At 58.2% G+C, this 23813-nt stretch carries 25 protein-coding genes; 16 read left to right on the plus strand and 9 right to left on the minus strand.

The window, feature by feature from the left end; all coding sequences use genetic code 11:
• Positions 1-70 precede the first annotated feature (70 nt).
• Positions 71-1465, minus strand: coding sequence for a dihydrolipoyl dehydrogenase (gene lpdA / locus DS906_RS06870; RefSeq protein ID WP_113789470.1), 1395 nt, complete (start codon positions 1463-1465; stop codon positions 71-73).
• Between the two features lie 216 nt (positions 1466-1681).
• On the opposite strand from lpdA, the gene DS906_RS06875 reads away from it, so the two are divergent.
• Positions 1682-2116, plus strand: coding sequence for a hypothetical protein (locus DS906_RS06875; RefSeq protein WP_113789471.1), 435 nt, complete (start codon positions 1682-1684; stop codon positions 2114-2116).
• Here DS906_RS06875 and DS906_RS06880 read toward each other — a convergent pair.
• The 4 genes from DS906_RS06880 to DS906_RS06895 form a co-directional block, all read right to left on the minus strand.
• A complete protein-coding gene (locus DS906_RS06880) occupies positions 2113-2691 on the minus strand; it encodes a DUF924 family protein (protein WP_113789472.1) in 579 nt (192 codons plus the stop codon). The two genes, DS906_RS06875 and DS906_RS06880, sit on opposite strands and share 4 nt — an antisense overlap.
• Positions 2692-2800: 109 nt before the next feature.
• The gene (locus DS906_RS06885; protein ID WP_113789473.1) at positions 2801-4072 is read right to left on the minus strand and encodes an MFS transporter; all 1272 of its coding nucleotides are present in this window, start codon (positions 4070-4072) and stop codon (positions 2801-2803) included.
• A gap of 112 nt (positions 4073-4184) precedes the next feature.
• The gene (gene queA / locus DS906_RS06890) at positions 4185-5231 is read right to left on the minus strand and encodes a tRNA preQ1(34) S-adenosylmethionine ribosyltransferase-isomerase QueA (protein ID WP_113789474.1); all 1047 of its coding nucleotides are present in this window, start codon (positions 5229-5231) and stop codon (positions 4185-4187) included.
• Positions 5232-5279: 48 nt separating this feature from the next.
• Positions 5280-8663: a DUF3971 domain-containing protein gene (locus DS906_RS06895; RefSeq protein WP_233494717.1), complete on the minus strand. Its 3384-nt coding sequence runs from the start codon at positions 8661-8663 to the stop codon at positions 5280-5282.
• Positions 8664-8731: 68 nt separating this feature from the next.
• Here DS906_RS06895 and DS906_RS06900 point away from each other — a divergent pair, with 68 nt between their 5' ends.
• The 7 genes from DS906_RS06900 to DS906_RS06930 all read left to right on the plus strand — a co-directional run bounded on the left by DS906_RS06900 (position 8732) and on the right by DS906_RS06930 (position 14756).
• Positions 8732-9193, plus strand: coding sequence for a peroxiredoxin (locus DS906_RS06900; protein WP_113789475.1), 462 nt, complete (start codon positions 8732-8734; stop codon positions 9191-9193).
• 85 nt (positions 9194-9278) lie between these two features.
• Entirely contained in the window at positions 9279-10094 is an 816-nt protein-coding gene (locus DS906_RS06905) for a ferritin-like domain-containing protein (RefSeq protein WP_113789476.1), read from the plus strand.
• A 178-nt stretch (positions 10095-10272) separates the two neighbouring features.
• Positions 10273-11598 (plus strand): M23 family metallopeptidase, encoded by a 1326-nt coding sequence (locus DS906_RS06910; protein ID WP_113789477.1) that lies wholly within the window; start codon positions 10273-10275, stop codon positions 11596-11598.
• Positions 11588-12088: a polymer-forming cytoskeletal protein gene (locus tag DS906_RS06915; RefSeq protein ID WP_113789478.1), complete on the plus strand. Its 501-nt coding sequence runs from the start codon at positions 11588-11590 to the stop codon at positions 12086-12088. Before DS906_RS06910 ends, DS906_RS06915 begins: the two co-directional genes overlap by 11 nt.
• Before the next feature lie 117 nt (positions 12089-12205).
• Positions 12206-13015 (plus strand): zinc-dependent peptidase, encoded by an 810-nt coding sequence (locus DS906_RS06920; protein WP_113789479.1) that lies wholly within the window; start codon positions 12206-12208, stop codon positions 13013-13015.
• A gap of 123 nt (positions 13016-13138) precedes the next feature.
• Complete coding sequence (gene aqpZ, locus DS906_RS06925; RefSeq protein WP_113789480.1) at positions 13139-13828, plus strand: aquaporin Z; 690 nt, start codon at positions 13139-13141, stop codon at positions 13826-13828.
• Positions 13829-13913: 85 nt separating this feature from the next.
• Positions 13914-14756: an alpha/beta fold hydrolase gene (locus DS906_RS06930; protein WP_113789481.1), complete on the plus strand. Its 843-nt coding sequence runs from the start codon at positions 13914-13916 to the stop codon at positions 14754-14756.
• Positions 14757-14795: 39 nt separating this feature from the next.
• Here DS906_RS06930 and DS906_RS06935 read toward each other — a convergent pair whose 3' ends face one another.
• Positions 14796-15344: a peptidylprolyl isomerase gene (locus tag DS906_RS06935; protein ID WP_109311395.1), complete on the minus strand. Its 549-nt coding sequence runs from the start codon at positions 15342-15344 to the stop codon at positions 14796-14798.
• Positions 15337-15843 (minus strand): peptidylprolyl isomerase, encoded by a 507-nt coding sequence (locus DS906_RS06940; protein WP_108860369.1) that lies wholly within the window; start codon positions 15841-15843, stop codon positions 15337-15339. Before DS906_RS06940 ends, DS906_RS06935 begins: the two co-directional genes overlap by 8 nt.
• Before the next feature lie 136 nt (positions 15844-15979).
• On the opposite strand from DS906_RS06940, the gene pgk reads away from it, so the two are divergent.
• From pgk to DS906_RS06975, 7 genes are all read left to right on the plus strand, one after another.
• Positions 15980-17170 (plus strand): phosphoglycerate kinase, encoded by a 1191-nt coding sequence (gene pgk / locus DS906_RS06945; RefSeq protein WP_113789482.1) that lies wholly within the window; start codon positions 15980-15982, stop codon positions 17168-17170.
• Between the two features lie 62 nt (positions 17171-17232).
• Positions 17233-17577 carry a lysozyme inhibitor LprI family protein gene (locus tag DS906_RS06950; RefSeq protein ID WP_113789483.1) on the plus strand — a complete coding sequence of 115 codons (345 nt, stop codon included), beginning with the start codon at positions 17233-17235 and terminating at the stop codon, positions 17575-17577.
• A gap of 165 nt (positions 17578-17742) precedes the next feature.
• Positions 17743-18042, plus strand: coding sequence for a septum formation initiator family protein (locus tag DS906_RS06955; protein WP_199528501.1), 300 nt, complete (start codon positions 17743-17745; stop codon positions 18040-18042).
• A gap of 176 nt (positions 18043-18218) precedes the next feature.
• Positions 18219-19208: a pyruvate dehydrogenase (acetyl-transferring) E1 component subunit alpha gene (gene pdhA / locus DS906_RS06960; RefSeq protein ID WP_113789484.1), complete on the plus strand. Its 990-nt coding sequence runs from the start codon at positions 18219-18221 to the stop codon at positions 19206-19208.
• A gap of 15 nt (positions 19209-19223) precedes the next feature.
• Positions 19224-20597: a pyruvate dehydrogenase complex E1 component subunit beta gene (locus tag DS906_RS06965; protein WP_113789485.1), complete on the plus strand. Its 1374-nt coding sequence runs from the start codon at positions 19224-19226 to the stop codon at positions 20595-20597.
• Between the two features lie 14 nt (positions 20598-20611).
• Positions 20612-21910, plus strand: a complete 1299-nt coding sequence (locus tag DS906_RS06970) for a pyruvate dehydrogenase complex dihydrolipoamide acetyltransferase (RefSeq protein ID WP_113789486.1) — start codon at positions 20612-20614, stop codon at positions 21908-21910.
• A 144-nt stretch (positions 21911-22054) separates the two neighbouring features.
• Complete coding sequence (locus tag DS906_RS06975) at positions 22055-22291, plus strand: hypothetical protein (RefSeq protein ID WP_113789487.1); 237 nt, start codon at positions 22055-22057, stop codon at positions 22289-22291.
• 6 nt (positions 22292-22297) lie between these two features.
• On the opposite strand, the gene cysE is transcribed toward DS906_RS06975, so the two are convergent.
• Positions 22298-23107 carry a serine O-acetyltransferase gene (cysE, locus tag DS906_RS06980; protein WP_113789488.1) on the minus strand — a complete coding sequence of 270 codons (810 nt, stop codon included), beginning with the start codon at positions 23105-23107 and terminating at the stop codon, positions 22298-22300.
• Between the two features lie 84 nt (positions 23108-23191).
• On the opposite strand from cysE, the gene DS906_RS06985 reads away from it, so the two are divergent.
• On the plus strand, positions 23192-23530 hold the full coding sequence (locus tag DS906_RS06985) for a TraR/DksA C4-type zinc finger protein (RefSeq protein WP_113789489.1): 339 nt from the start codon (positions 23192-23194) through the stop codon (positions 23528-23530).
• Here DS906_RS06985 and DS906_RS06990 read toward each other — a convergent pair.
• A complete protein-coding gene (locus DS906_RS06990; protein WP_113789490.1) occupies positions 23511-23807 on the minus strand; it encodes a hypothetical protein in 297 nt (98 codons plus the stop codon). The genes DS906_RS06985 and DS906_RS06990 overlap by 20 nt on opposite strands.
• Between the last annotated feature and the right edge of the window lie 6 nt (positions 23808-23813).

Raw genomic sequence — 23813 nt, forward strand, 5'->3', positions numbered from 1 at the left:
TTGCTTCATCTGGCTAAAAATATCCCGGGGGAGTCGCCCGGTACGGGCGACGGGGGCAGAGCCCCCATTCTTACATGTGGATCACACGGCCATAGGCATCCAGCACGCTTTCGTGCATCATTTCCGACAGGGTCGGGTGTGGGAAGACAGTGTTCATCAGGTCTTCCTCAGTAGTCTCCAATTGCCGTCCCACTACGTAGCCCTGAATCAACTCAGTAACTTCTGCGCCGATCATGTGTGCGCCCAGTAGTTCACCTGTCTTGGCGTCGAAAATCGTTTTGATCAGGCCTTCGGGCTCACCTAACGCAATGGCTTTGCCGTTGCCAATGAACGGGAACTTGCCGACCTTGATGTCATAGCCAAGCTCTTTCGCCTTGGCTTCGGTGTACCCAACCGATGCGACCTGAGGCTGACAGTAGGTGCAGCCGGCGATGCTTTCGGGTTTCACTGGATGAGCGTGTTTACCGGCAATCAATTCTGCAACCATGACACCTTCATGGCTGGCTTTATGCGCCAGCCAGGGCGCGCCCGCGATATCACCAATTGCGTAAAGGCCGTCGACACCCGTGCGACAGAATTCATCCGTGACGACATGGGTGCGGTCAATCTTGACGCCCAAGGCCTCGAGTCCAAGGTTTTCGACGTTACCGACAATCCCGACTGCCGAGATCACGGTGTCAAAGTCGTGCTTTTGAACCTTGCCCTTAACCTCAATATGCGCCGTGACCTTACCCTTGGCGCGGTCCAGTTGCTTGACCATCGCCTTTTCCATGATGGTCATGCCTTGTTTGGTAAAGGCCATCTTGGCCAGCGTGCTGATTTCAGCGTCCTCGACCGGCAGGACCCGGTCCATGACCTCGACCACGGTCGTGTCTGCGCCCAGCGTATTATAGAAACTGGCGAATTCGATTCCGATTGCGCCAGACCCGATAACCAACAGCTTTTTTGGCATCCGCGGTGGCTGGAGCGCGTGCTTGTAGGTCCAGACTAGATCACCGTCAGCTTCAAGCCCCGGCAGTTCCCGCGCCCGCGCACCGGTAGCCAGAACGATGTTCTTGGCGGTCAACTCCTCGGTGCCCTTGTCGGTTTTGACGGTGACCTTGCCTTTTGCAGGGATCGTTGCCGCGCCCATGACGACGGTCACTTTGTTCTTCTTCAACAGATGACCAATGCCACCCGACAACTGAGCCGCAACGCCGCGCGAACGCTTGACGACCGCATCCAAATCAAAACCAATCTTGTCAGCGCTCAGGCCGAAATCCTTGGCCCGCTCCATCAGATGGAACACTTCGGAGGTTCGCAGCAGCGCCTTGGTCGGGATACAGCCCCAGTTCAGACAGATACCGCCCAAATGCTCGCGTTCGACCACGGCGGTCTTCAGGCCCAGCTGAGCCGCACGTATTGCGGCCACATAACCACCGGGACCGGCACCAATTACGATCAGATCAAAAGATTGTGCTGCCATGTTTCCCTCTCGGCGCAGGTCGATTCAGAAATTAGTTTACCATTAAACTAATTTCATGAATGCATCAATATATTGCTCCCGCGACAAAACAGACGCAGGGTAAACTGGCGCGGTATGCGCTGTTTTCAGCCTATACCGCGCGCGAACCTATGGCTAGAAGATACGCACCGGGCCCGTCCGGACTCTGTGAAACCCAAGTCATTCGAAAGGCTTACCATGGCCAAGACACTTAAAGATCTGTTGCTTGCATTGCTGAATGCGACGCTTATCCTAATTGCACTATGCCTGTTTCTGGGGTGGCAGCTGGCTTCTACAGTCGACGACATTACCGTCAAGTTTGCCGAGAAGGTCCAGATCGTAGCGCCTCTGAAGGAAGACGTTCAAGGGATACGCGGTGAACTGACAGCGTTGCGCAGCGACCTGTCATCCCTTCAGCTTAGCGGAACAGCAGCCGATAGTGCCACCGCCCGAAATCTGTCTGAAGCTTTGGAAAGGCTGAATGATTTGGAGAGTAACCTGCAAGCTGCGCAGGCGAGAATAGCCGAGTTGACCGAGGCCCCGGACCAGTTAATCAACACTGCAATTGAAAATTCGGCCGACATTGTTGCCGACCGGATCATTGCAATCCGAGGCTGCGAGCCGGCGTCCTAGCCGGCTGTCTGCAGCTCGCGCACAGTCGCGCCATATCCGCCCATGTCGACATACGCGGCCTCGTGCTCGGTCATGGGCCGCGAGAGAGCGTCGTTGCGGTATGGGAACCGACCGAACTTGCGGATCACTTCGCGATGCGCCCTTGCGTGCAACAGGTTGCCGTCGTCGCCATCGGTCATGTTTTGACACATCAGGCGCACACAGCGCTCCTGGTCACACAGGTTTTCCGAATGCATCAATGGAAGATAAAAGAACTGGCGGGCCGGTTCGTCGATCTTCATATCCCACCCTTTGTCCACCGCACATTTCGCTGCTGACAACGCTACGCGGTCTGAGGCGAAGGCCTCAGCGCTTCCTCGGAACATGTTGCGTGGAAACTGATCCATCAGGATGATGTACGCCAATGCACCGCTGGGATAGGTCAGCCAGAGAGAGAACTTGCCTTCACTCGCAGCCTCCCATGTGGTCAGGAACCTGTCGCGGATTTCCGCATCCAATGCGTCATCCTGCAGATACCAACCCTTGGGACCAACCTCATCTAACCAAAAACTCAATACATCTTCAGGACTTGCCATGCCCTTAACTCCGTCGTGTTTCCCCCCCAAGGGACTTAAATTCATTTAAGTGTGTTTTACAGAATTGTAACAGTAAATTATTGCAACACTTGCGACATAATTTCGTGTTCTAGGCAACATCTTGCGTTTCCTGCTCGGCTTCTGCGGCCTCAATGGCCACCTCCTGCGCCAATTCCATCACAACTGGGGACGCCGTTGGATAGAGCGGCGACATGGTGCCCGTTTCGTCGACCGGGATCGCTGCCCGCTGGGTCATACGGTAGAGCGCATAGCCCGCCATAACGACCAGCAGGACTGCGATGAAAAGGAAAAAGCCCGGAGGACCAAAGACCGCATCCCCCATGAGCCAACCGGTGATCAACGGGCCCGCAATGGCCCCCATGCCGTTGATGAACAAGAGCCCCCCTGACGCTGCGGCCATGTCTTCGTGTTCCAGAAAGTCATTCGCGTGCGCGATCAACAATGAGTAAAGCGGGTTCGACATACCGCCGATCACAAAGGCCGCGCCCAGCAGGATTGGAAACGTCACCCCGAACACCAAGCCCACAAATGCCGCGCAGCTGCCGACCCCTGCAACAAGCATAATCAAGAAACGGCGATCCATGCGGTCGGACATCCATCCCAATGGATACTGCAAGACCAGAGCACCGATATAGAATGTGGCAATAAAAGTCGAAATCTCGACCAGTGTCAGGCCCGCGCGGGCACCGTATACCGACGCCATCCCGAACTGTGCAGAGAACACGCCGCCCAAAAGAAACATGCCAACACAGCCCAAAGGCGAATACCCGAACAATTCGCGCAAAGTCATCGGTTTGGTTGTGTCAAACGCAGGTGTCGGTGAAATCGACAGGAGAATCGGCGCAAAAGAGACCGAAACCAGAATGGAGGCGATTACAAAGGTATCGAACCCGGCCGGGTCGCCCAACAGAACCAACCCTTGTGCGCTGATGATGCCTGTCATCTGGAAGATCATGTAAAGAGACAGCGCCTGGCCGCGGTTCTCGTTGCTGGCCGCGTTGTTGAGCCAGCTTTCCGCAGTGACGTACACTCCGGAGAAACAGAACCCGATCACGACACGGCCCAGAATCCAGATAACCGGGTCGGTCATCAACGGATACATGATCATCACGGCAGAAATGAACGATGCCAGCGCCGCGAAGACCCGCACATGTCCGACACGCCGGATCATTTCGGGTGCAAGGCGTGACCCGCCAAGAAATCCGACGAAATAGGCCGACATCACGAATGACATCTGAAGGGTCGAAAACCCCTCGATCTCGCCCCGAACACCCAGGATTGTCCCCTGAAGGCCGTTTCCGACCATCAACAGGCCCATACCAAGCAATAGCGCCCATGCGCTGGAAAGGACCTGAATCATTGGGGCCTCCGAAAAATTCCGACCTAGACTGTGACACCGTTTTGCAATCAAAAACGGCTTTGGTCATGCTTGTCTACGACATTGGAAAGATTCGATCCCGACAACGCGTCCCTTACGGGATCAAAAGCGACGCATCCCCGTAAGAGAAGAACCGATATTTCTGTTCAATCGCATGCGCGTACACCTGTCGCATGCGTTCTTGCCCCATCAGGGCCGACACCAACATCAATAAGGTGGATTTCGGCAGGTGGAAATTGGTCATCAACGCGTCGGTCACGTGGAACTGAAAGCCGGGATATATGAAGATATCGGTCTCACCTTCCCATGGTTCGATCTGGCCCGACCGGCTGGCGCTTTCGATCAGCCGTAACGCCGTTGTGCCCACCGGGATGACCCTGCCACCTGCGGCTTTGGTCTCGCGGATCTCTTGCGCGGCGGCGTTGCTGACGCTGCCCCACTCTGCATGCATCTTATGGGTCGTCACGTCCTCGACCTTGACCGGCAGAAAGGTGCCCGCGCCCACATGCAACGTGACATGAGTGACTGCGACGCCGCGCGCGCCCAGCGCCTGCATCAACGCCTCATCAAAATGCAGCGACGCCGTTGGGGCGGCAACCGCACCGGAATTGCGGGCCCAGATTGTTTGGTAATCCGTCTTGTCCTGTTCATCCGCAGGCCGCTTGGCCGCGATGTAAGGCGGCAGAGGCATTGCACCGGCCTGCTCCAGAGCAGCATCAAAATCGTCGCCCGACAGATTGAACTGCAGATAGGCTTGCCCGTCCTCAACCCGCTCCAGCGTGGCGCTCAGTTGATCCGAGAATTGAATGTCTTCGCCCAGCCTCACTTTCTTCAGCGGTTTGATCAGGGCTGCCCATGTACCATCAGCCTGCGGGTCCAACAATGTGGCTTCGATCGCGGCAGACACCGGCCCTTGTGCACTGTCGCGATGGCGCCGTCCGTTCAGACGCGCGGGGATGACGCGCGTGTCGTTTAGCACCAATCTGTCACCCGGCCGCAACCAGTCGGGTAGATCAAAAACATGCGCATCCGAGATCGCGTCACCTTCGGCCACCAACAGGCGCGCGGATGAGCGCGGGCTGGCGGGACGTGTGGCAATCCGGTCTTCGGGCAGATGGAAATCAAAATCGCGGAGTTTCATAGCCGCGCCATACAATTCCGCATCGGAATCAGCAACAGCCCATCCGGGTCAATTGTCCCGGGGCGGGGAACCAAAGGTCTTTTTGGGCTCATCCGGCTTTCTCGGCAGCGCGTTGGGGCCATCTGAGACAGTCGGGGCCGGTGCGCGCAGTAAATTTCGTAGGAACAGTGGCGCAAGGCCAGACAGCGGATTTACGGAAACCTTTGGCTTCGTAAGCGGCCCGGTCAGGCTGTAGTTGAACCCGATGACCCCCTCGCCTTTTTTCGTAAACACACTTCCGATTGCGTTCACCAGGTAGATCGGAGAGATCGCGCCACGCAGGTTCAGCATGCCCGCAACCGTGTCGATCGTGCCGTCAAAGGACAAGCCGATAGACGGGCCAACGGCACTGCCGCTGAGAACCTTGATTTCGGTCGGGGTGATCCGCATGCGGCTGTCGATGGTCGAGAAAAAGATCCCCTGCCCGGTCATCTCGTCCAAAAGTCCGACTAGACTGATCGCGTCCAATAGCGCGGCCATTGCCGGTGCGTCGGTAATGCGTGTGTTTAAGATCTTGAGGATCACATCATAATTCCCCGGCGCGCTGACCGGTTCCAGTTGCAGATCCAAACTGCCACCACGCGCCTGGGTGATCACACCAGCTGACCGCAGGACGGCCCCCGCGTCCTTCGACTTTATGTTCACGGCGCTGCCGCTGTCGCGCGGGCTCACTTGGCCGCCGACCGCCGTGCCGCCGTTTACGTTGGCCGTAAAGGAGCCGTTCACCCCGCCTGTGGTTTGAAACGCGCCCCGGAAGCCTGTCAGTGCAATGTCTTCGGTCACCTGCAGGCGGTCCAACAGAACATCGATCCTTGGACCGGGGCCTGACCCTCCTCCGCCACCGCCCTCGCCGAAGGTTGCGCGACCCAGATTCATGACACCGCCCTGAACGACAATATTGGGAACCGGACCGCCGGTGTTGATCAGTTCGGCCGGCACCGCCAGCCAGTTGCCCAGATCAAACGAACTGAACCGAATCCGGTCAAAGGCACCCCCGTCCCGGAAGAAGATCGAGGCTTTAGTGCGCAGCCCCGCGACATCAAGCGTCAGATCATCCACTTTGGGCTTTTCACCCAGCGTGGCGTCCAGTGTCATCTTTCCGGTCGCCCCCGTCCCTTTGCGCCAACCAAGTTCAGGAATCGCCATCCCGACCCCTGCAAGGTCCGAGGTCACAGAGAGTGTGACGGGTTCATCCGCGCCGATTCCAACGGTGATATCCGCTGTGCCTTTTCCAGTCAGCATGCCCGGCGGCAGCGGCACCTTCAGTTCACTCATCAGCAAAGGCGACAGTTCGATCTGGCCCGTCAGTTCGCTGCGTTGAGGCCCGTCTCCGCCAATGGGCTGGCGCCACGCGACCTGCATAGGCACCTGGCCGAACGAGCCGTAGCCGTCGATCTCTACCTCGGTCTGATTGCCGGACAGGTTCAAAAGGTCAGCGCTGACCGAATAGCCAGGTACAAGCTTGTCGCTTTGCACATTGTCGATTTCGCCGGTGTAGTGGAATTCGGTGTCGTGAAACTTCAGCCCCTTTTTCAGCGGCAATGACAAGGTGCCTGACAAGCCTACGTCACCAGCCGCCAGATCAACCGGCAAGTTGGCTTTGGACATCAGGCTTAGTGGTGGTCGGTCCAGCAGCGACAGAGCCGCCTCGACGCTGCCGCTCGCCTCGATCCGAGCAATCGCAGGCGTTCCGCCCTTGGCAGTTGTATCCGGGATAATGAACGAGGTTCCCGAGGCATCCACCGCGCCACCCTGATCGGCGATGACAACCCCTTTTTCAGCCGTGACGGTAAAGCGGTCTTTCAACAGACTAAGCCGGCCTTGCCCGTCCTGGATCAGCGGCAAGGTCTTGGCAAACCTGATCTTGGCCTCATCGAAACCAAGGCCCAGATAGAGGTCCGGCTTACTGCCCGGATGCAAGCGCAGTGAAAATTCGACATCCGAAAACTGACCTTCGAACAGGTTTTCCGACACCCATTTCCGCGGGTTCGGTGCCAGTCTTTCGGGCCAGTATCGCAACAGGTTCTCGGACGCCATCTTGTCCAGTTGCGCATCAAACGCGGCATCCCAGCCGTCGGGCTGGCCGATCAACCTGCCTGTTGCGTGCAATTCATGCAGGGCATCGGTGATGGTCAACTGCCCCAGCTGCAGCTCGAACGGAGCCAGCTTGAGTTGAAAATCCACATCCGCCCGCGCGGTTTCCAGCGATTCCGGGAACAGACCACCAGGGTAGATATCGATACTGTTCAGGGTCAGCTGTGATGTCAGGCTTTCAAGAACACCGTTTTCGACCCCGTTCAAATAGGCTTTGCCTTCGGCCTGCACGGCCCCCACGTCGGACACGACCGAGGCCTCGTTGAATTCCAGAACATGACGCGCGGGATCATAGGTGAAATAGGCGCGCGCGGATTCGAATCCGATCGGGCGCGTCTCGGGCCTGGGCTGCAAGACACCCTCGCCCAGGTTCAACGTCGCAAAGAGCGGACCCAGCGCGGCCTGCCCATCGACACTGCCCCGTAACGCGCCGGAAATTGGAGCATTGAGCACCTGCAACCACGCCAGTGCAACGCTTTGAGTGGCAATGTCTTCCGAGGGTAGATCGGTGATCGAAACCCCAAAACTCGCCTGAGGGGTACCAAGCACGCTGGTATAGTTCGCCTCGATCGTGCTGGCGTAATCGCGCCCGGTCAGAACCGAAAATCCGGTCGCCAGCCGCATTTCATCCCCGTCCCGGATGATCGAGATATGCCCACCGTCAAACACCCAGGCCCGCCCCAACCGCAGATCCTGATAATCCAGCGTCAGCGATTCCAGATCGACCGCCCGCAAACCTGACAGAAACGGGGACAGGAACACATCATCCGATTCTTCGATCAGCTGTGCCAGCGTCGGAGCTTTTTGCACCGGGGCACTGCCCGACCCAACCGTTAGCGACAGCGCACCGTCCTCACCACGGGTCAAAGCAATCTGCGCGCCCAGCATAGTGATCCGCCGCGGTCTGATCTTGCCGCGCAGCAATTCGCGCATCGACAGGCGTGTCCGCAAATCCGATATCTGAGCGATCTGATGACCCGCCGCATCGCTGATGGTCACATCCGTTAACCGGATTCGCGGGCGCCACTTATCGTTGACGATAAAGCTGGCGTCCCCAAAGGTGAATTTCAAACCGCCAAGGCTGCGTTCAAGACGCGCTTCTACCTTCTTGGTTACCCATTCCGGCGCGTGCAGCTGTTTTCCGATCAGAAAGAACCAGCCCGCTCCGACCAGCAGGCACATTAAAAACAAGGTTCCAATGCTCCAGCGTGCGGCGATACGACGGCGTGACCGGCGGCGGACAGGCGTCTCGGGCCGGTCGCCACTTGCGTCTTCGTGCTGAGCCAATTTTTTATCCAAGTCTTTCAACCCGCTCGCGTCGCCCTATTATGCCGGGCAGCACTTAAAATCCTTTAGCGGAGTTTCCAATGCCCGACGTGACAGACATCGCCCCTGATTTCACATTACCCCGCGACGGCGGTGGCGAAGTGACCCTTTCGGACCTGCGCGGCGGTGCCGTCGTTCTGTTTTTCTATCCCCGCGATGATACGCCGGGCTGCACCAAGGAATCCATCGGTTTCTCGGAACAACTTCAGGCCTTTGCCGATGCGGGGGCTCAAGTTTTCGGCATCTCGCGGGACAGCATCGCCAAGCACGATAAATTTGTCGCCAAACACAGTCTGACGACTCCGCTTCTGTCGGATGAAGGATCTTCGGTCTGCGAGGACTATGGCGTCTGGGTTGAAAAGAACATGTACGGCAAGAAATCCATGGGAATTCAGCGCTCGACCTTCCTGATCGACGGCGAAGGCAAGATCGCCAACGTCTGGCGCAAGGTCAAAGTCCCCGGCCATGTGGACGAGGTGCTTGCGGCGGTGCACGCCCTGTAACCCTCTCGACCACGGCCGCCATCCGGCTTAAGAGCCGTCCACCTCAATCAGCGGAGACAACGCGGTGTCCAAAACACTGACTCAGATGGCGACCGAAGTCCTGACAACAGCGGATGGCCGTGAAAAGACCACCCTGTCCAAACGCCATGCCGCCGCCTGGTTCGCATCGCGCAAGGGCGACGCGCCCGAGATTGAGGTGGGAACCGCAACGCCGCCGCTGAGCCCTGCCCGCCCGGAAAAGCCCGAGCTGCTGTCACCGCGTGAGGTTCCAAAGCGCAAGCCCGGAACCGAGGCCGGGCGTATCGCCCTGCTTCACGCAGTTGCGCATATCGAGCTGAACGCCGTGGATCTGCATTGGGACATCATCGCGCGATTTGGCCACGTGCCGATGCCGATCGGGTTCTACGATGACTGGGTCAAATGCGCCGAAGAAGAATCGCGGCATTTTGAGATGGTCTGCGATTGTCTGGAAAGCATGGGCAGCCACTATGGCGCCCTACCCGCACATGCCGGGATGTGGCGCGCCGCTGAAGACACCGCCGAAGATCTGATGGGACGATTGGCGGTTGTCCCTATGGTGCTTGAGGCGCGCGGGTTGGACGTGACACCCGGCATGATCGACATATTCCGCAAGGCCAAAGCCGAGCAGGCAATTGCCGCGCTCGAGGTCATCTATGCCGAAGAAGTGGGCCACGTGGCTTATGGTTCAAAATGGTTCCACTTCCTGTGTGGGCGTGAAAACGCGGATCCCAAGGATGTGTTTCATCAATTGGTGCGCCAGTATTTCCATGGCGTCCTGAAACCCCCGTTTAATGAAGAAAAACGGGCCGAGGCTGGGCTGCCGCCGGATTTCTATTGGCCTCTGACGGAGGACTTGCCATTGCCAGGACAGACGCAATAACGGGCTTAAGTTGACGATATCGGCAATTTCTCGCCTAGAATCGGCGGCAAAAACCAGTAACGCAGGGTCGGTAAGTTAACAAACTTGCCCAAAACAAAATGCCGCTTTATGCACTTCGCCCAAGGGACGGCTATCACTCACGACCGCTCCCGATCATGGGGATGGAGAGGTGAGACGCGTGAGAACACGTCTGGCAATCAAATTACACTCACTGTTTGAGCGGCATTTTCCCGAACGCCGTGTCTTTCTTAAATCAGACAATGATACGCGTTTCATTCGGCTAAGCTCGGAAACGCAAGTTGTCGCCGTCGCTGGCGTTGCACTGTTCGTGGGTTGGACAGCCGTTGCGACTGCGATCCTTCTGATGGACAGCATCGGATCGGGCAACTTCCGGGAACAGGCCAAGCGCGATCAGGCAACCTATCAGGAACGCCTGAACATCATGTCCGCAGAGCGAGACGTGCGTGCGCACGAGGCCCTGGCCGCGCAGGACCGGTTCAACGCCGCGCTCGATCGGATTTCGGCCATGCAGTCGCAACTGCTGGCTTCAGAAAACCGCCGCCGCGAACTTGAGACCGGGATCGAAGTTATCCAGACGACGCTGCGCGCCACCATGAAACAGCGCGAAGAAGCACGTACAGAACTGGTCACGCTTCAGCAGGAAGCGGGCGAAGGCGACATGTACATGGCCGCCGTCGCCAACCCCGAACAGATGAACTTTATGACCGAAGCGCTGTCCCGCACCGCCGAGGAACGCGACCAGATTGCCGCCAATGCCAAGGACGCGCTGGAACAGCGTGACGATCTTGAGTTGGAAATCCGGCTGATGCAGGAACGCAGCGACGAGATCTTCCGCCAGTTGGAAGAGGCGATGGTGATCTCGGTCGAACCACTGGACAAGATGTTCCGTCAGGCCGGTATGCCCACCGACCGCATCATCGAAGAAGTCCGCCGCGGCTATAGCGGCATGGGCGGCCCCCTAACCCCTATTTCTTTCAGCACGCGCGGTGAGGAACTGACCCCCGACGAGATCCGCGCAAATACTCTGTTGCAACAGATGGATCAGTTGAACCTGTATCGAATTGCAGCAGAGAAAGCGCCGTTTGCAAGCCCCGTCAATTCCGTCGTACGTTTCACGAGCGGTTACGGGACGCGTCGAGACCCCAAGACAGGTGGTCGCCGCATGCATAACGGCGCTGATTTCGCAGGTGCCCATGGCACCGACATTTTTGCCACCGCCGACGGTGTGGTCACCCATGCCGGCTGGCAGTCCGGGTTTGGACGGCTGGTAAAAATCAAACACGCGTTCGGAATTGAGACACTTTATGCCCATAACACGAAGATACGCGTGAAGGTTGGTCAAAGGGTCTCGCGCGGGGATCATATTGCTGATATGGGTAGCACCGGACGGTCGACCGGCACGCATCTGCACTATGAGGTTCGCGTGAACGGAAAACCTGTTAACCCAATGACTTACATCAAGGCTGCGAGAAATGTTTTCTAAGAGCAAAATCAACGAGCCCTCGTCCACTGCACCCGAGGCGGCAAAACCCGCTGCACCGGCGACACCGGCGGCCCCTGCACCGGCAGAAAACAAGGCCAGCACCGCGCCCAAGCCCAAGCCACCGGCATCGGTTCTATCTTCGGACCTGCACATCACGGGCAACCTGAAGACCTCGGGCGATATCCAGGTCGAAGGCACTGTCGAAGGCGACATTCGTGCGCATCTGCTGACAATCGGTGAGACCGCTACCATCAAAGGCGAAGTGACCGCCGATGACGTCGTGATCAACGGTCGTATCGTGGGCCGCGTCCGTGGTCTGAAGGTACGCCTGACCTCGTCCGCACGTGTCGAAGGCGACATCATCCACAAGACCATCGCGATCGAAAGCGGCGCGCATTTCGAAGGATCGGTTCAGCGTCAGGACGACCCTCTGAACCCGGGCCGCAACGGCAAGGCGGGTGCCAACCCGGCGGCCGAGGTCAAACAGTAGCGCGGACCACCTTCTAAAGCTTAGAACGCCGTGGGGAAACCTGCGGCGTTTTTCATTTGACGGGGACGATTGGGTTTTCCGGTTCCAACCGCCCGGCGCGTCCTTATAGTGACCTCTATGTTGTTCTTTTTCACCGCCTTGGCGCTTATCGCCGGTTTTCTCCTGTATCGCTACTGGTCCAAGTCCCAGGCGCGCCAACAGTTATTGTCCACGCCCCTGACAGACCACCAACGCATCCTCATCGAGCAGCAAGTGCCGTTGATCCGCCGCCTGCCCCTTGATCTGCGTGTCAAACTGGACGGCAAGGTGAATCTGTTTCTGGATCAGGTTCGTTTCTTTGGTTGCGACGGGCTGGACGTAACCGAAGAGATGGAACTGGCCATCGCCGCGCAGGCCTGTCTGCTTATTGTAAACAGCGACCTCTGGTACGATCACCTGACAACGATCCTGATCTACCCGAACGCTTTTAAATCTCGGCAGCGCCGACAGGAAGGATACGTCGTCAGCGAGAAAGAGATCGTGCGCACCGGGGAAAGCTGGGACCGTGGGCCAGTCATTTTGTCTTGGACCCACAGCAAGCTGGGCGCGCTGAACGACCATGACGGGCAGAACGTCGTCCTGCATGAGTTTGCCCACCAGATAGACGATCTGTCCGGTGGCACCAACGGTGTTCCGATCCTGAGCGACGGGCAAAGCTTTGCCGAGTGGGAGCGTGTCTTTCTGACTGCCTATGACACCCTTGTCCGCGCCGTCGAAAGCGGGCGGCGCACGGTAATCGACGCCTATGGTGCAACCGGCCATGAAGAGTTCTTTGCCGTTTCCGTCGAGGTGTTCTTTGAAAAACCCCGCGACCTCAAATCCGAAGCACCAGAGGTCTATGACCAACTTGCCAAACTGTTCCGACTGGACCCGGTTACCTGGGCTTAGGCGTGTAGAGGCTCCCACCGCCTCACTCCTGACCTTTGCCAGTGAAATTTCCCCTTATCCAATCATTTCACAAAACATCATTTTCGAATTAGTCTTAAATTAGTGTTTTCAGGAGGATTTTTCATGTCATCAAAACTCATGGCCGAGTTCTTCGGTACGTTCTGGTTGGTTCTGGGCGGTTGCGGCAGCGCCGTTCTGGCCGCCGGGGTCGCCGATGTGGGCATCGGCTGGCTGGGCGTTTCCTTTGCCTTCGGCCTCACCGTTCTGACAATGGCCTATGCCGTCGGGCATATCTCGGGCGGCCATTTCAACCCTGCAGTCAGCCTTGGGCTGATGATCGGGGGGCGGTTTCCGGCCAAGGACCTTATCCCCTATTGGATCGCTCAGGTTATCGGCGCGATTGCTGCAGCTGCGGTCTTGTATCTGATCGTCAGTGGCGCGCCTGGCTTTGAAGGCGTGGGTGGGTTTGCCTCGAACGGCTATGGTGAGGCATCACCCGAGGGTTATTCACTGATGTCCGCTCTGGTGATCGAGATCGTCATGACCGCGTTCTTCATCATCATCATCCTGGGGGCCACTTCCAGCGGCGCTCCTGCCGGGTTCGGCCCCATCGCCATCGGGCTGGGATTGACCCTGATCCACCTGATCTCGATCCCGGTGACCAACACTTCCGTGAACCCGGCCCGGTCCACAGGGGTTGCGTTATTCGCGGACGCGCCTGCCCTTGGGCAGCTCTGGCTGTTCTGGGTCGCACCGCTGATCGGTGGCGCAATCGGCGCACTGATCTGGAAGGCGATGACAACAGACGACTAAAGGCCAAGCGGGGGATTATTTCCCCCGCTTTCCTCTTCCTAAGCTATCATCCCTGACGAGACGACGCGAAACCAGGGAGGTAGACATGTTTCGAACACTGATGGTCACTGCGATGACGTTGACCGCGACAGCGGGACTGGCACAGGATGCCTGGCTGACAATCCCCGAAACGCCCGCCATGCCCCAGGCCGCGTCCAGTGGTACCGCCAGCGTGAATGGCATCGACATGTATTACGCCACCTATGGATCGGCAGAGGGCACACCCGTGCTGCTGATCCATGGCGGTCTGGCGCATGGCGATATCTGGGCAGCGCAAGTGGCTGATCTGGCCAGTGACCACAGCGTGATTGTGGCAGATACCCGAGGGCATGGCCGGTCAACCAATGACGGCAGCACCTACAGCTATGAATTGCTGGCGCAGGACTATTTGGCGCTGCTGGATCATCTGAATGTCGAACAGGTGCATCTGGTCGGTTGGTCGGATGGTGCCAACATTGGCTACACGATTTCGACCACGGCGCCTGACCGTCTGGCCAGCCATTTCGCCCATGCGGGCAATGTCACGCTGGATGGGATCGATCCCTCAGTCGAAACCAACGAAGTCTTCGGGGCTTATGTTGGCATGATGGCCGGGGACTATGCCGCCATGTCCCCCACCCCGGACGGGTTTGATGCGTTTCTGGGCGGTGTCGCGGCCATGTGGGCCACGGAAAAGCCCGGCGGGCTTGAGGGGCTGCAATCGGTAACTGTGCCCACTCTGGTCGTGCAGAGCGAACATGACGAGGCCATCCTTACCGAACACTCGCAAGCGATTGCCGAGGCGATCCCTGATGCTGATCTGCTGATTTTGAAAGACGTCAGTCACTTCGCATCGTTTCAAGACTCTGATGCATATACGCAAGCGATCAGGGGATTCATCGACCAATAACAAAAAACCCGGCGCTGGTGCCAGCGCCGGGTTCAAGGATTATTCGGTGACGGTGACTTTTTTCATCACGTCCGGCTGACCGATAATGGCGCCGTTCTGGCCCTCACCGCGTTTGATCGCGTCAACCACGTCCATGCCGTCGGTCACCTGACCAACAACCGTGTACTGGCCGTTCAGGAACGGGCCCGGTTCGAACATGATGAAGAATTGCGAGTTGGCGCTGTTGGGGTCTTGCGCCCGCGCCATGCCAACCACGCCCCGGTCGAATTCGAAATCCGAAAACTCGGCCGGAAGGTCTGCACGGTCGGAACCACCGGTTCCGGCGCGGCGCATGTCGCCACCCAGACGGCCATGTTCCACGTCGCCGGTCTGCGCCATGAAGCCGTCAATCACGCGGTGAAACACCACGCCATCGTATTTGCCTTCATTGGCCAGAGCTGCGATCTGCTCAACATGTTTCGGCGCAATATCATCGAACAGGTCGATGGTGACTGTGCCATTGGCCCCCTCACCTTCGATCTCGACCTCAAGACCCGTGGCCAGCGCAGGGCTGGCCAGCAAGGCAAAAGCGGCGGCCAGCTTATACATCAGCCGCCACCTTGACGCTGATCATGCGGTCAGGGCTCGCTGGCGGCTCGCCTCGTACGATGGCGTCCACATGCTCCATTCCGTCGATGACACGGCCATAAACGGTGTACTGGCCGTTCAGGAAATGGTTGTCGCCGAAGTTGATGAAGAACTGCGAGTTGGCCGAATCCGGGTTCTGCGAGCGGGCCGCGCCCAAAGTGCCACGATCATGGGGCAGTTTCGAGAACTCGGCCGGAACGTTCGGCAGAGACGACCCGCCGGTGCCCGCCATGCGCAGGTTGAACCCGTCTTCCATGTCGCCATGCTGCACGTCGCCGGTTTGCGCCATGAACCCGTCGATCACACGGTGGAAGGCCACGTTGTCATATTCGCCATTGCGCGCCAGTTCCTTCATGCGGGCGCTGTGCTGCGGTGCCACGTCAGGCAGCAACTCAATGACGACATTGCCGCCTTTGAGTTCGACGATGATTGTGTTTTCGGGATCCTTGATCTCGGCCATGAGGCCCTCCTGTCGTTTTATCTTGCGCAAATACCTATGCGCAGGGCGCGCGAATGCCAAGTGACGCATTGACCTGAGGGCAAAATGCAGGAAAAGAACCGCCTAAGTCACTTTCACATTTGTCGAGGATTGCGCGATGGGCTGGAAAACACTGGACGACATGGACCTGAACGGCAAACGCGTTCTGGTGCGCGTGGATATCAACGTGCCGGTGGTCGACGGGGTCGTGACCGACGCCACCCGTATCGAACGCATCGTGCCGACCGTTAAGGACATCTTGGCCGCTGGCGGCAAGCCCATCCTGCTGGCGCATTTCGGACGCCCGGGCGGAGAGCGCCGCCAGAACCTGTCGCTGAAGCAGCTTGTTCCGACGCTGGAGACGGCCTTTGGCACCAAGGTGAGGTTCGGCGATGACTGTGTCGGGATCGAGGCAGAAACCGCTGCGGCAAACCTGGGCGCAGGCGAGGTGCTTTTGTTGGAAAACACGCGCTTTCACGCTGCAGAAACAAAGAACAGCCCTGAACTGGCTGCCGGCATGGCAAAGATGGGCGATGTGTACTGCAACGATGCCTTCTCGGCCGCACACCGTGCGCATAGCTCGACCGAGGCGCTGGCCCGGTTGCTACCCGCCTGTGCTGGCCGTCTGATGCAGCAAGAGCTGAGCGCGCTGGAAGCAGCTTTGGGAGCCCCAAAGCGTCCTGTCACAGCCGTCGTAGGCGGTGCCAAGGTTTCGACCAAGTTGGACCTGTTGGGCAACCTGATCGAAAAAGTGGATTACTTGATCATTGGCGGTGGCATGGCGAACACCTTCCTCGTTGCCCAAGGCGTAAACGTCGGCAAATCGCTGGCTGAAACGGCGATGAAAGACACCGCTGTCGAGATTCTGACCAAGGCCGAGACAACCGGCTGTCAGATTGTCCTGCCCCGCGATGTCGTGGTCGCCGAAAAGTTCGAAGCCCACGCCCCCAATCAGATCCTGCCAGCTGATCAATGCCCCGAAGACAGCATGATCCTTGATGCTGGTCCGGAAACCGTCGCGGAAATCACTGCGATTTTCGACAAGAGCCGGACGCTCATCTGGAACGGCCCTCTGGGCGCATTCGAGATTGAACCATTCGATGCCGCCACCAATGCAGCCGCCCTGAAAGCAGCTGAGCTGACACGGTCCGGACAGCTTGTGTCGGTCGCAGGCGGTGGTGACACGGTCGCTGCGCTGAATGCGTCCGGTGCTGCCCGGGACTTTTCCTACATCTCGACCGCCGGTGGCGCATTCCTGGAATGGATGGAAGGCAAAACGCTGCCCGGCGTTGCCGCGTTGGATCAGTAACGCCCCTTTTGTCTGGTAATCGGCGTTCATGGTACACTATCCCTTAAACCGGGAGATCTGCCATGAAAGCCGTTGCCGCCCTTACCGCTATGCTTCTGCCTTCTGCCGCGTTCGCTCAATCCCACTGCGAAGGGCACACACAGCTCGATCTCAATTTCTGCGCCAAAGAGAAATGGGAAGTTGCAGATCAAGAGTTGAACCGCCTTTGGTCCGAGGTCAAACCCGCATCGGACACACGCGGTGATGGCCAAACCCTGCTGACCGAGCAACGCGCCTGGCTGAAACGCCGTGACGCGACCTGTGACCTTGAGCTGGAAAGCGACGGTAGCGCGGCCCCCATGTTCTATTGGGCCTGCATGGAAGAACAAACCCTGCAGCGCAATCAAGCGCTTGAAGCCTGGCGATAACCGCATTTCACGCCAGACAAATTCATCATGCGAACATATTTTTTCTGCTGATCTTCAAAAATTGCGAATCGAGGGATTCACAAGCCGAATCACCTGTGACATAGTGCAAGCAGATGCCCGAAAAGGGCACGTTTTTGAGGCAGACTTCATACGGCGGTAAACAGAGTGTCCCGTTCCCATCGGCCCGGTTTGGGCTCAGTTGTATTCTTCATGGTGGCTTTAACGCTGGGTGTTTATTTCACCTTCGCCGCCGTGCAGGGCGACTATGGCCTGTTCCGACGGGTCGAGATTGCAGCGGAACGGGACGCCCTGTCGCGCGACCTTACCAAGCTTGACGCCGAGATCACGGAAATGGAAAACCTGACGCGCCGCCTGTCGGACAATTACCTGGATCTGGATCTTCTGGATCAGCAGGCGCGGTCCGTGCTGGGCATGATCCGCTCGGATGAGATCGTCATCCGCTGACCCGGCGGCCGGGTTTTCGTCGACAAATCCAGCGATTTTTACATGCCAGTCCATGTATCTAGGCGCGCCCTGATTGTCCCTATGCTGCGTCACATTTCCACTCGCCAGAAAGCAGGAAATGCTTTATGAAATAGTTTAACGCTAAACTATCTTGCCGAGAGGGGGAGATCGCCAACATGGCTGCGCGAAAAACCACAAAGAAACCAAACGTTTCTGCGGAAGAACTTACCGAATATTACCGTGAAATGTTGTTGATCCGCCGATTCGAAGAAAAGGCCGGTCAGCTCTATGGCATGGGTCTGATTGGCGGTTTCTGCCACCTCTATATCGGCCAAGAGGCCGTTGTCGTCGGCCTTGAGGCTGCGACTGAAGAAGGTGACAAGCGTATTACCTCTTACCGCGACCACGGTCACATGCTGGCTTGCGGCATGGAACCGGGCGGTGTGATGGCCGAACTGACCGGGCGGATTGGTGGTCTGTCCAAAGGCAAGGGCGGCTCTATGCACATGTTCTCGAAAGAGAAGCATTTCTATGGCGGCCACGGCATCGTTGGCGCACAGGTTCCGCTGGGTGCGGGCCTGGCATTTGCCGACAAATACAAGGGCAACGGTCGTGTGACCTTTACCTATTTCGGTGACGGTGCAGCAAACCAGGGCCAGGTCTATGAGACATTCAACATGGCCGCCCTTTGGGACCTGCCCGTAGTGTTCGTGATCGAGAACAACCAATACGCCATGGGTACGGCGCAGGCGCGCTCGACCTCGACCAAGGATATCTACCACCGCGGTGAAGCGTTCGGCATCCCCGGTGAGATCGTCAACGGCATGGATGTGCTGGCTGTCAAAGCCGCAGGGGAAAAGGCTGTCGCACACTGTCGCGCGGGCAAAGGCCCCTATATCCTCGAGATCAAGACCTACCGCTACCGCGGCCACTCGATGTCCGACCCGGCCAAGTATCGCACCCGCGAAGAAGTTCAGAAAGTTCGCGAGCAAAGTGACCCGATCGAACATGTGCGCGAGCTGCTGCTGACCGGCAAACATGCGACCGAGGATGATCTGAAGGCGATCGACAAAGAGATCAAAGAGATCGTCAATCAAGCCGCCGAATTCTCGAAAGAAAGCCCCGAGCCTTCCGTCGAAGAGCTCTGGACCGACATTTACGCCTGAGAGGACGACTAAGACATGGCAACCGAAATTCTCATGCCCGCCCTTTCGCCCACAATGGAAGAGGGCACATTGGCCAAGTGGCTGATCAAGGAAGGCGACACCGTATCCAGCGGCGACATCATGGCCGAGATCGAAACCGACAAGGCGACAATGGAGTTCGAAGCCGTCGATGAAGGCATCGTCGGCAAGATCCTGATCGCCGAAGGCACCGAAGGGGTCAAGGTCAACACCCCCATCGCAGTGCTGATTGAAGAAGGCGAAGACGCCTCGGCCATTCCGGCGGCTGCGCCCGCAGGCGCGGCGGCGGTCGAGGCTGCCCCCGTGGCAGCAGAGGCCCCCGCCCCTGCTGCAACCGCACCTGCGGCACCCAAGGTGGATCTTTCCCCGGACTGGCCAGCGGATGCACCAATGGTCCAGCAAACCGTGCGCGAAGCGCTGCGTGACGCGATGGCCGAAGAAATGCGCAGTGACGAAGACGTTTACCTGATGGGCGAAGAAGTCGCAGAATATCAGGGCGCCTACAAAATCAGCCAGGGCATGCTGGACGAGTTCGGCAGCAAGCGCGTGATCGACACCCCGATTACCGAACACGGGTTTGCCGGCATCGCCGTCGGATCCGCCATGGCCGGACTGAAACCGATTGTCGAGTTTATGACCTTCAACTTCGCCATGCAGGCGATTGACCAGATCATCAACTCGGCAGCCAAGACGCTCTATATGTCCGGTGGTCAGATGGGTTGCCCCATCGTGTTCCGTGGCCCCAACGGTGCCGCTGCTCGCGTCGGTGCGCAGCACAGCCAGGACTACGCTGCGTGGTATATGCAAGTGCCCGGCCTGAAAGTTGTGATGCCCTATTCGGCGGCTGACGCCAAAGGTCTGTTGAAATCAGCGATCCGCGATCCCAACCCGGTCGTGTTCCTGGAAAACGAAATCCTTTACGGTCGTTCTTTTGACATGCCGCAGGTGGATGATCTGACGGTCCCGCTGGGCAAGGCGCGTATCTGGCGCGAAGGTTCGGACGTCACCATCGTCAGCTTTGGCATCGGCATGCAATATGCGCTGGAAGCCGCTGATAAACTGGCCGAGGACGGTATCAGTGCCGAGGTGATCGACCTGCGCACCATCCGGCCAATGGACACCGGCGCGATTATCAACTCGGTGATGAAGACCAACCGTCTGGTGACCGTCGAAGAAGGCTGGCCGCAAGGCTCGGTCGGCGGCTACATCTCATCCGTGGTGATGCAGGAAGCGTTCGATTACCTTGACGCGCCGGTCATCAACTGCACCGGCAAAGATGTTCCGATGCCTTATGCCGCAAATCTGGAAAAACTGGCCCTGATCACAACCGAAGAAGTGATCGCAGCCGTCAAACAAGTGACCTACCGGTAAGGAGCGACAGACAGATGCCCACGGAAATTCTGATGCCCGCCCTGTCACCGACCATGGAGGAAGGCACCCTTGCCAAATGGCTGGTCAAGGAAGGCGACACCGTCTCGTCCGGCGACCTGCTGGCCGAGATTGAAACCGACAAAGCCACGATGGAATTCGAGGCCGTCGACGAAGGCACAATCGGCAAGATCCTGATCTCTGAAGGCACCGAAGGGGTCAAGGTCAACACCGCGATCGCGTTGCTGCTGGAAGAGGGCGAGAGCGCCAGTGACATCGCGGCCACACTAGCTGCAACACCCGCGGCTGCGCCCGCAGCCGCCGCGGGCAACGAGGTTGCCGCGCCAGCGGCGTCCGAGGCGCCTGCCCCGGCTGCTCCGGCCAAGGCGGATGGCGGTCGCATCTTTGCGTCACCGTTGGCCCGTCGCATTGCAGCCCAAAAAGGTCTGGACCTGACGCAAATCACCGGCTCCGGCCCGCATGGACGGATTGTGAAGGCCGATGTCGAAGGCGCCACGGCAACTGCCGCTGCTCCAGCTCCGGCTGCTGCGCCAGCACCTGCCCCGGCTGCTGCCGCGCCTGCCGGACCATCTGCGGATGCCGTTGCCCGGATGTACGAGGGCCGCGCGTACGAAGAGATCAAGCTGGACGGGATGCGCAAGACCATTGCCGCCCGCCTGTCCGAAGCCAAGCAGACGATCCCGCATTTCTACCTGCGCCGCGATATCAAGCTGGACGCGTTGCTCAAGTTCCGCAGCCAGCTGAACAAGCAGCTGGAAAGCCGTGGCGTAAAGCTGAGCGTCAACGACTTCATCATCAAGGCCGTCGCCAACGCGCTGCAACAGGTTCCCGCCTGCAATGCTGTCTGGGCCGGTGACCGGGTTCTGCAATTGAAACCCTCGGACGTAGCGGTCGCGGTTGCCATCGAAGGCGGCCTGTTCACACCGGTCCTGCAGGATGCCGATACCAAGTCGCTGTCCGCGCTCTCGGCTGAAATGAAGGACCTCGCCGGTCGCGCGCGTGAGCGCAAGCTGGCCCCGCATGAATACCAGGGGGGTACGTTCGCGGTCTCGAACCTCGGCATGTTCGGAATCGACAATTTCGACGCCATCGTGAACCCGCCGCATGCGGGCATCCTCGCGGTTGGAACAGGTGTCAAAAAACCGATCGTCGGAGATGACGGAGAGCTGGCCGTAGCGACCGTGATGTCCGTCACCATGTCGGTTGATCACCGGGTCATCGACGGTGCCCTTGGGGCTGAACTGCTCAAGGCCATCGTGGACAATCTGGAAAACCCGATGGTCATGCTGGCCTGAAATTAAGCGGGCCGCGCTGAAAACCACCAGCGCGGCCCACCCCGTTCACAACTGTAACGTGAGCGTTTGTGATCAACGCATTTGTTGCGCAATCACACGCAGTACCCAGCTTGTTTGTACAGGAACTTCAAACACTGGTGCGCCATGTTCTCCGACCATTCGACAAAACTCTTGCTGGTCGCAGCCATTGCGATCGCTGTACCAACCGGCACCTATGCAAAGCCCAACAGCTATTTGGGTGAACATTCTGCCTTCAGCTCTGACCCGGTCGAAACTGCCAAGCGCGAAGCCGAGCGCGCCAAACGGAAAAAAGAGCGGAAAATGAGGCGTGAAGAACGGCGTCGCAAGCGATTGATCGAAAAGAACAATCGCTTGAACTGATTTGAGTTACTGGTCCTTGCCCAGCATGTGGTCCATCGAGATCGACGGCTGATCGCACCCGGCCTCTCCGACGATTTTCGCCGGAATACCAGCCACGGTTTTGCACGCAGGAACTTCCTGTAGCACCACGGAACCCGCAGCGATACGGCTGCAATGGCCGACTAAGATATTCCCCAGGACCTTGGCACCCGCGCCGATCAGCACACCGTCGCCAATTGTGGGGTGGCGCTTTTCTTCTTCTTTTCCGGTCCCGCCAAGGGTCACCGAATGCAACATCGAGACGTTGTCGCCGACAATCGCCGTTTCACCAATCACGATCGAATGCGCATGGTCAATCATGATCCCCTTGCCGATCTTAGCCGCAGGGTGGATATCGATCCCGAAAATCTCGGACGAGCGCATCTGGAAGAAATACGCCAGATCATGCCGCCCTTTGCGCCACAACCAGTGCCCCACGCGATAGGCTTGCATGGCCTGATACCCTTTGAAGTACAGGATTGGCTGCAACAGACGGTGGCAAGCCGGATCGCGTTCATAGACGGCCATCAGATCCGCGCGCGCGGCCTCGATCAGCGTGGCGTCGTTGGCATAGGCTTCGTCCACGATCTCGCGCAGTACCATCATCGACATTTCGTTCGAGCACAGCTTGGCTGCAATCCGGTAGGACAGCGCCCGTTCCAGGCTGCGGTGGTGCAAAATACAGGCATGCACTAGCCCGCCCATCAAAGGCTCGATTTCGACGGCCGTCTGAGCTTCGATCGTGATGCGATCCCAAACAGGGTCTACGGTGGTCACGTGACTGCGCGTTTCGAACATGGCTTTTCATCCTTTGCTGCGCCTAGAATGCCATTTAGTTGGAAAATCACCAAACGCAAACCCGTGATCTGCAGGGCAACGAAAATGAATGAAACCCAGTTAGAGGATTTCGAAGCCCGTATCCACGCGCGATTGGACGAATTGGCCGAGCACTCTGCGCTTGGAACCGAGGCACAGGCAGTTGTTGAACTGGACCAACAGGCCGTCGGGCGGCTCAGCCGGATGGACGCCCTGCAAAATCAGGCCATGGCCAAGGCTCAGCAAGCAAATCGGGATATCGAAACACGCCGATTGTTAGTGGCCCTGACCCGGATCAAAGATGGTGAATTCGGCTATTGCGAGGATTGCGGCGAAGAGATTCCGGAGGGTCGCCTGAACCTTGACCCAGCGGCCAGCAAGTGCGTCAGCTGCGCATCCGGGTAACGCGGAATTGAACCAGGCATCGCAGAACCATCTCAAAACACTGGCAATATTGAAAATCGTCAAAGCTTGGCTCGTCGACCAATGACCGGGTTCGGGCCGCTGCCATCAATGATCCATTGCCAAACAGCGGGTGTAACCGGCCTGTTTGGCCGACATAAATGTCGGCCAGTTCAGCTTCGTTGATCATTCTGGTGCACAGGCGTTCCCGGTCGGCAGGCGCCGCGTTTAGTAACGCCCGCGCCGCGGAACTCACATCACCATGAAGAACAGGACGCATGCTTGC

Origin of the sequence: Ruegeria sp. A3M17 (assembly GCF_003318255.1) — a bacterium.
GTDB lineage: Bacteria > Pseudomonadota > Alphaproteobacteria > Rhodobacterales > Rhodobacteraceae > Ruegeria.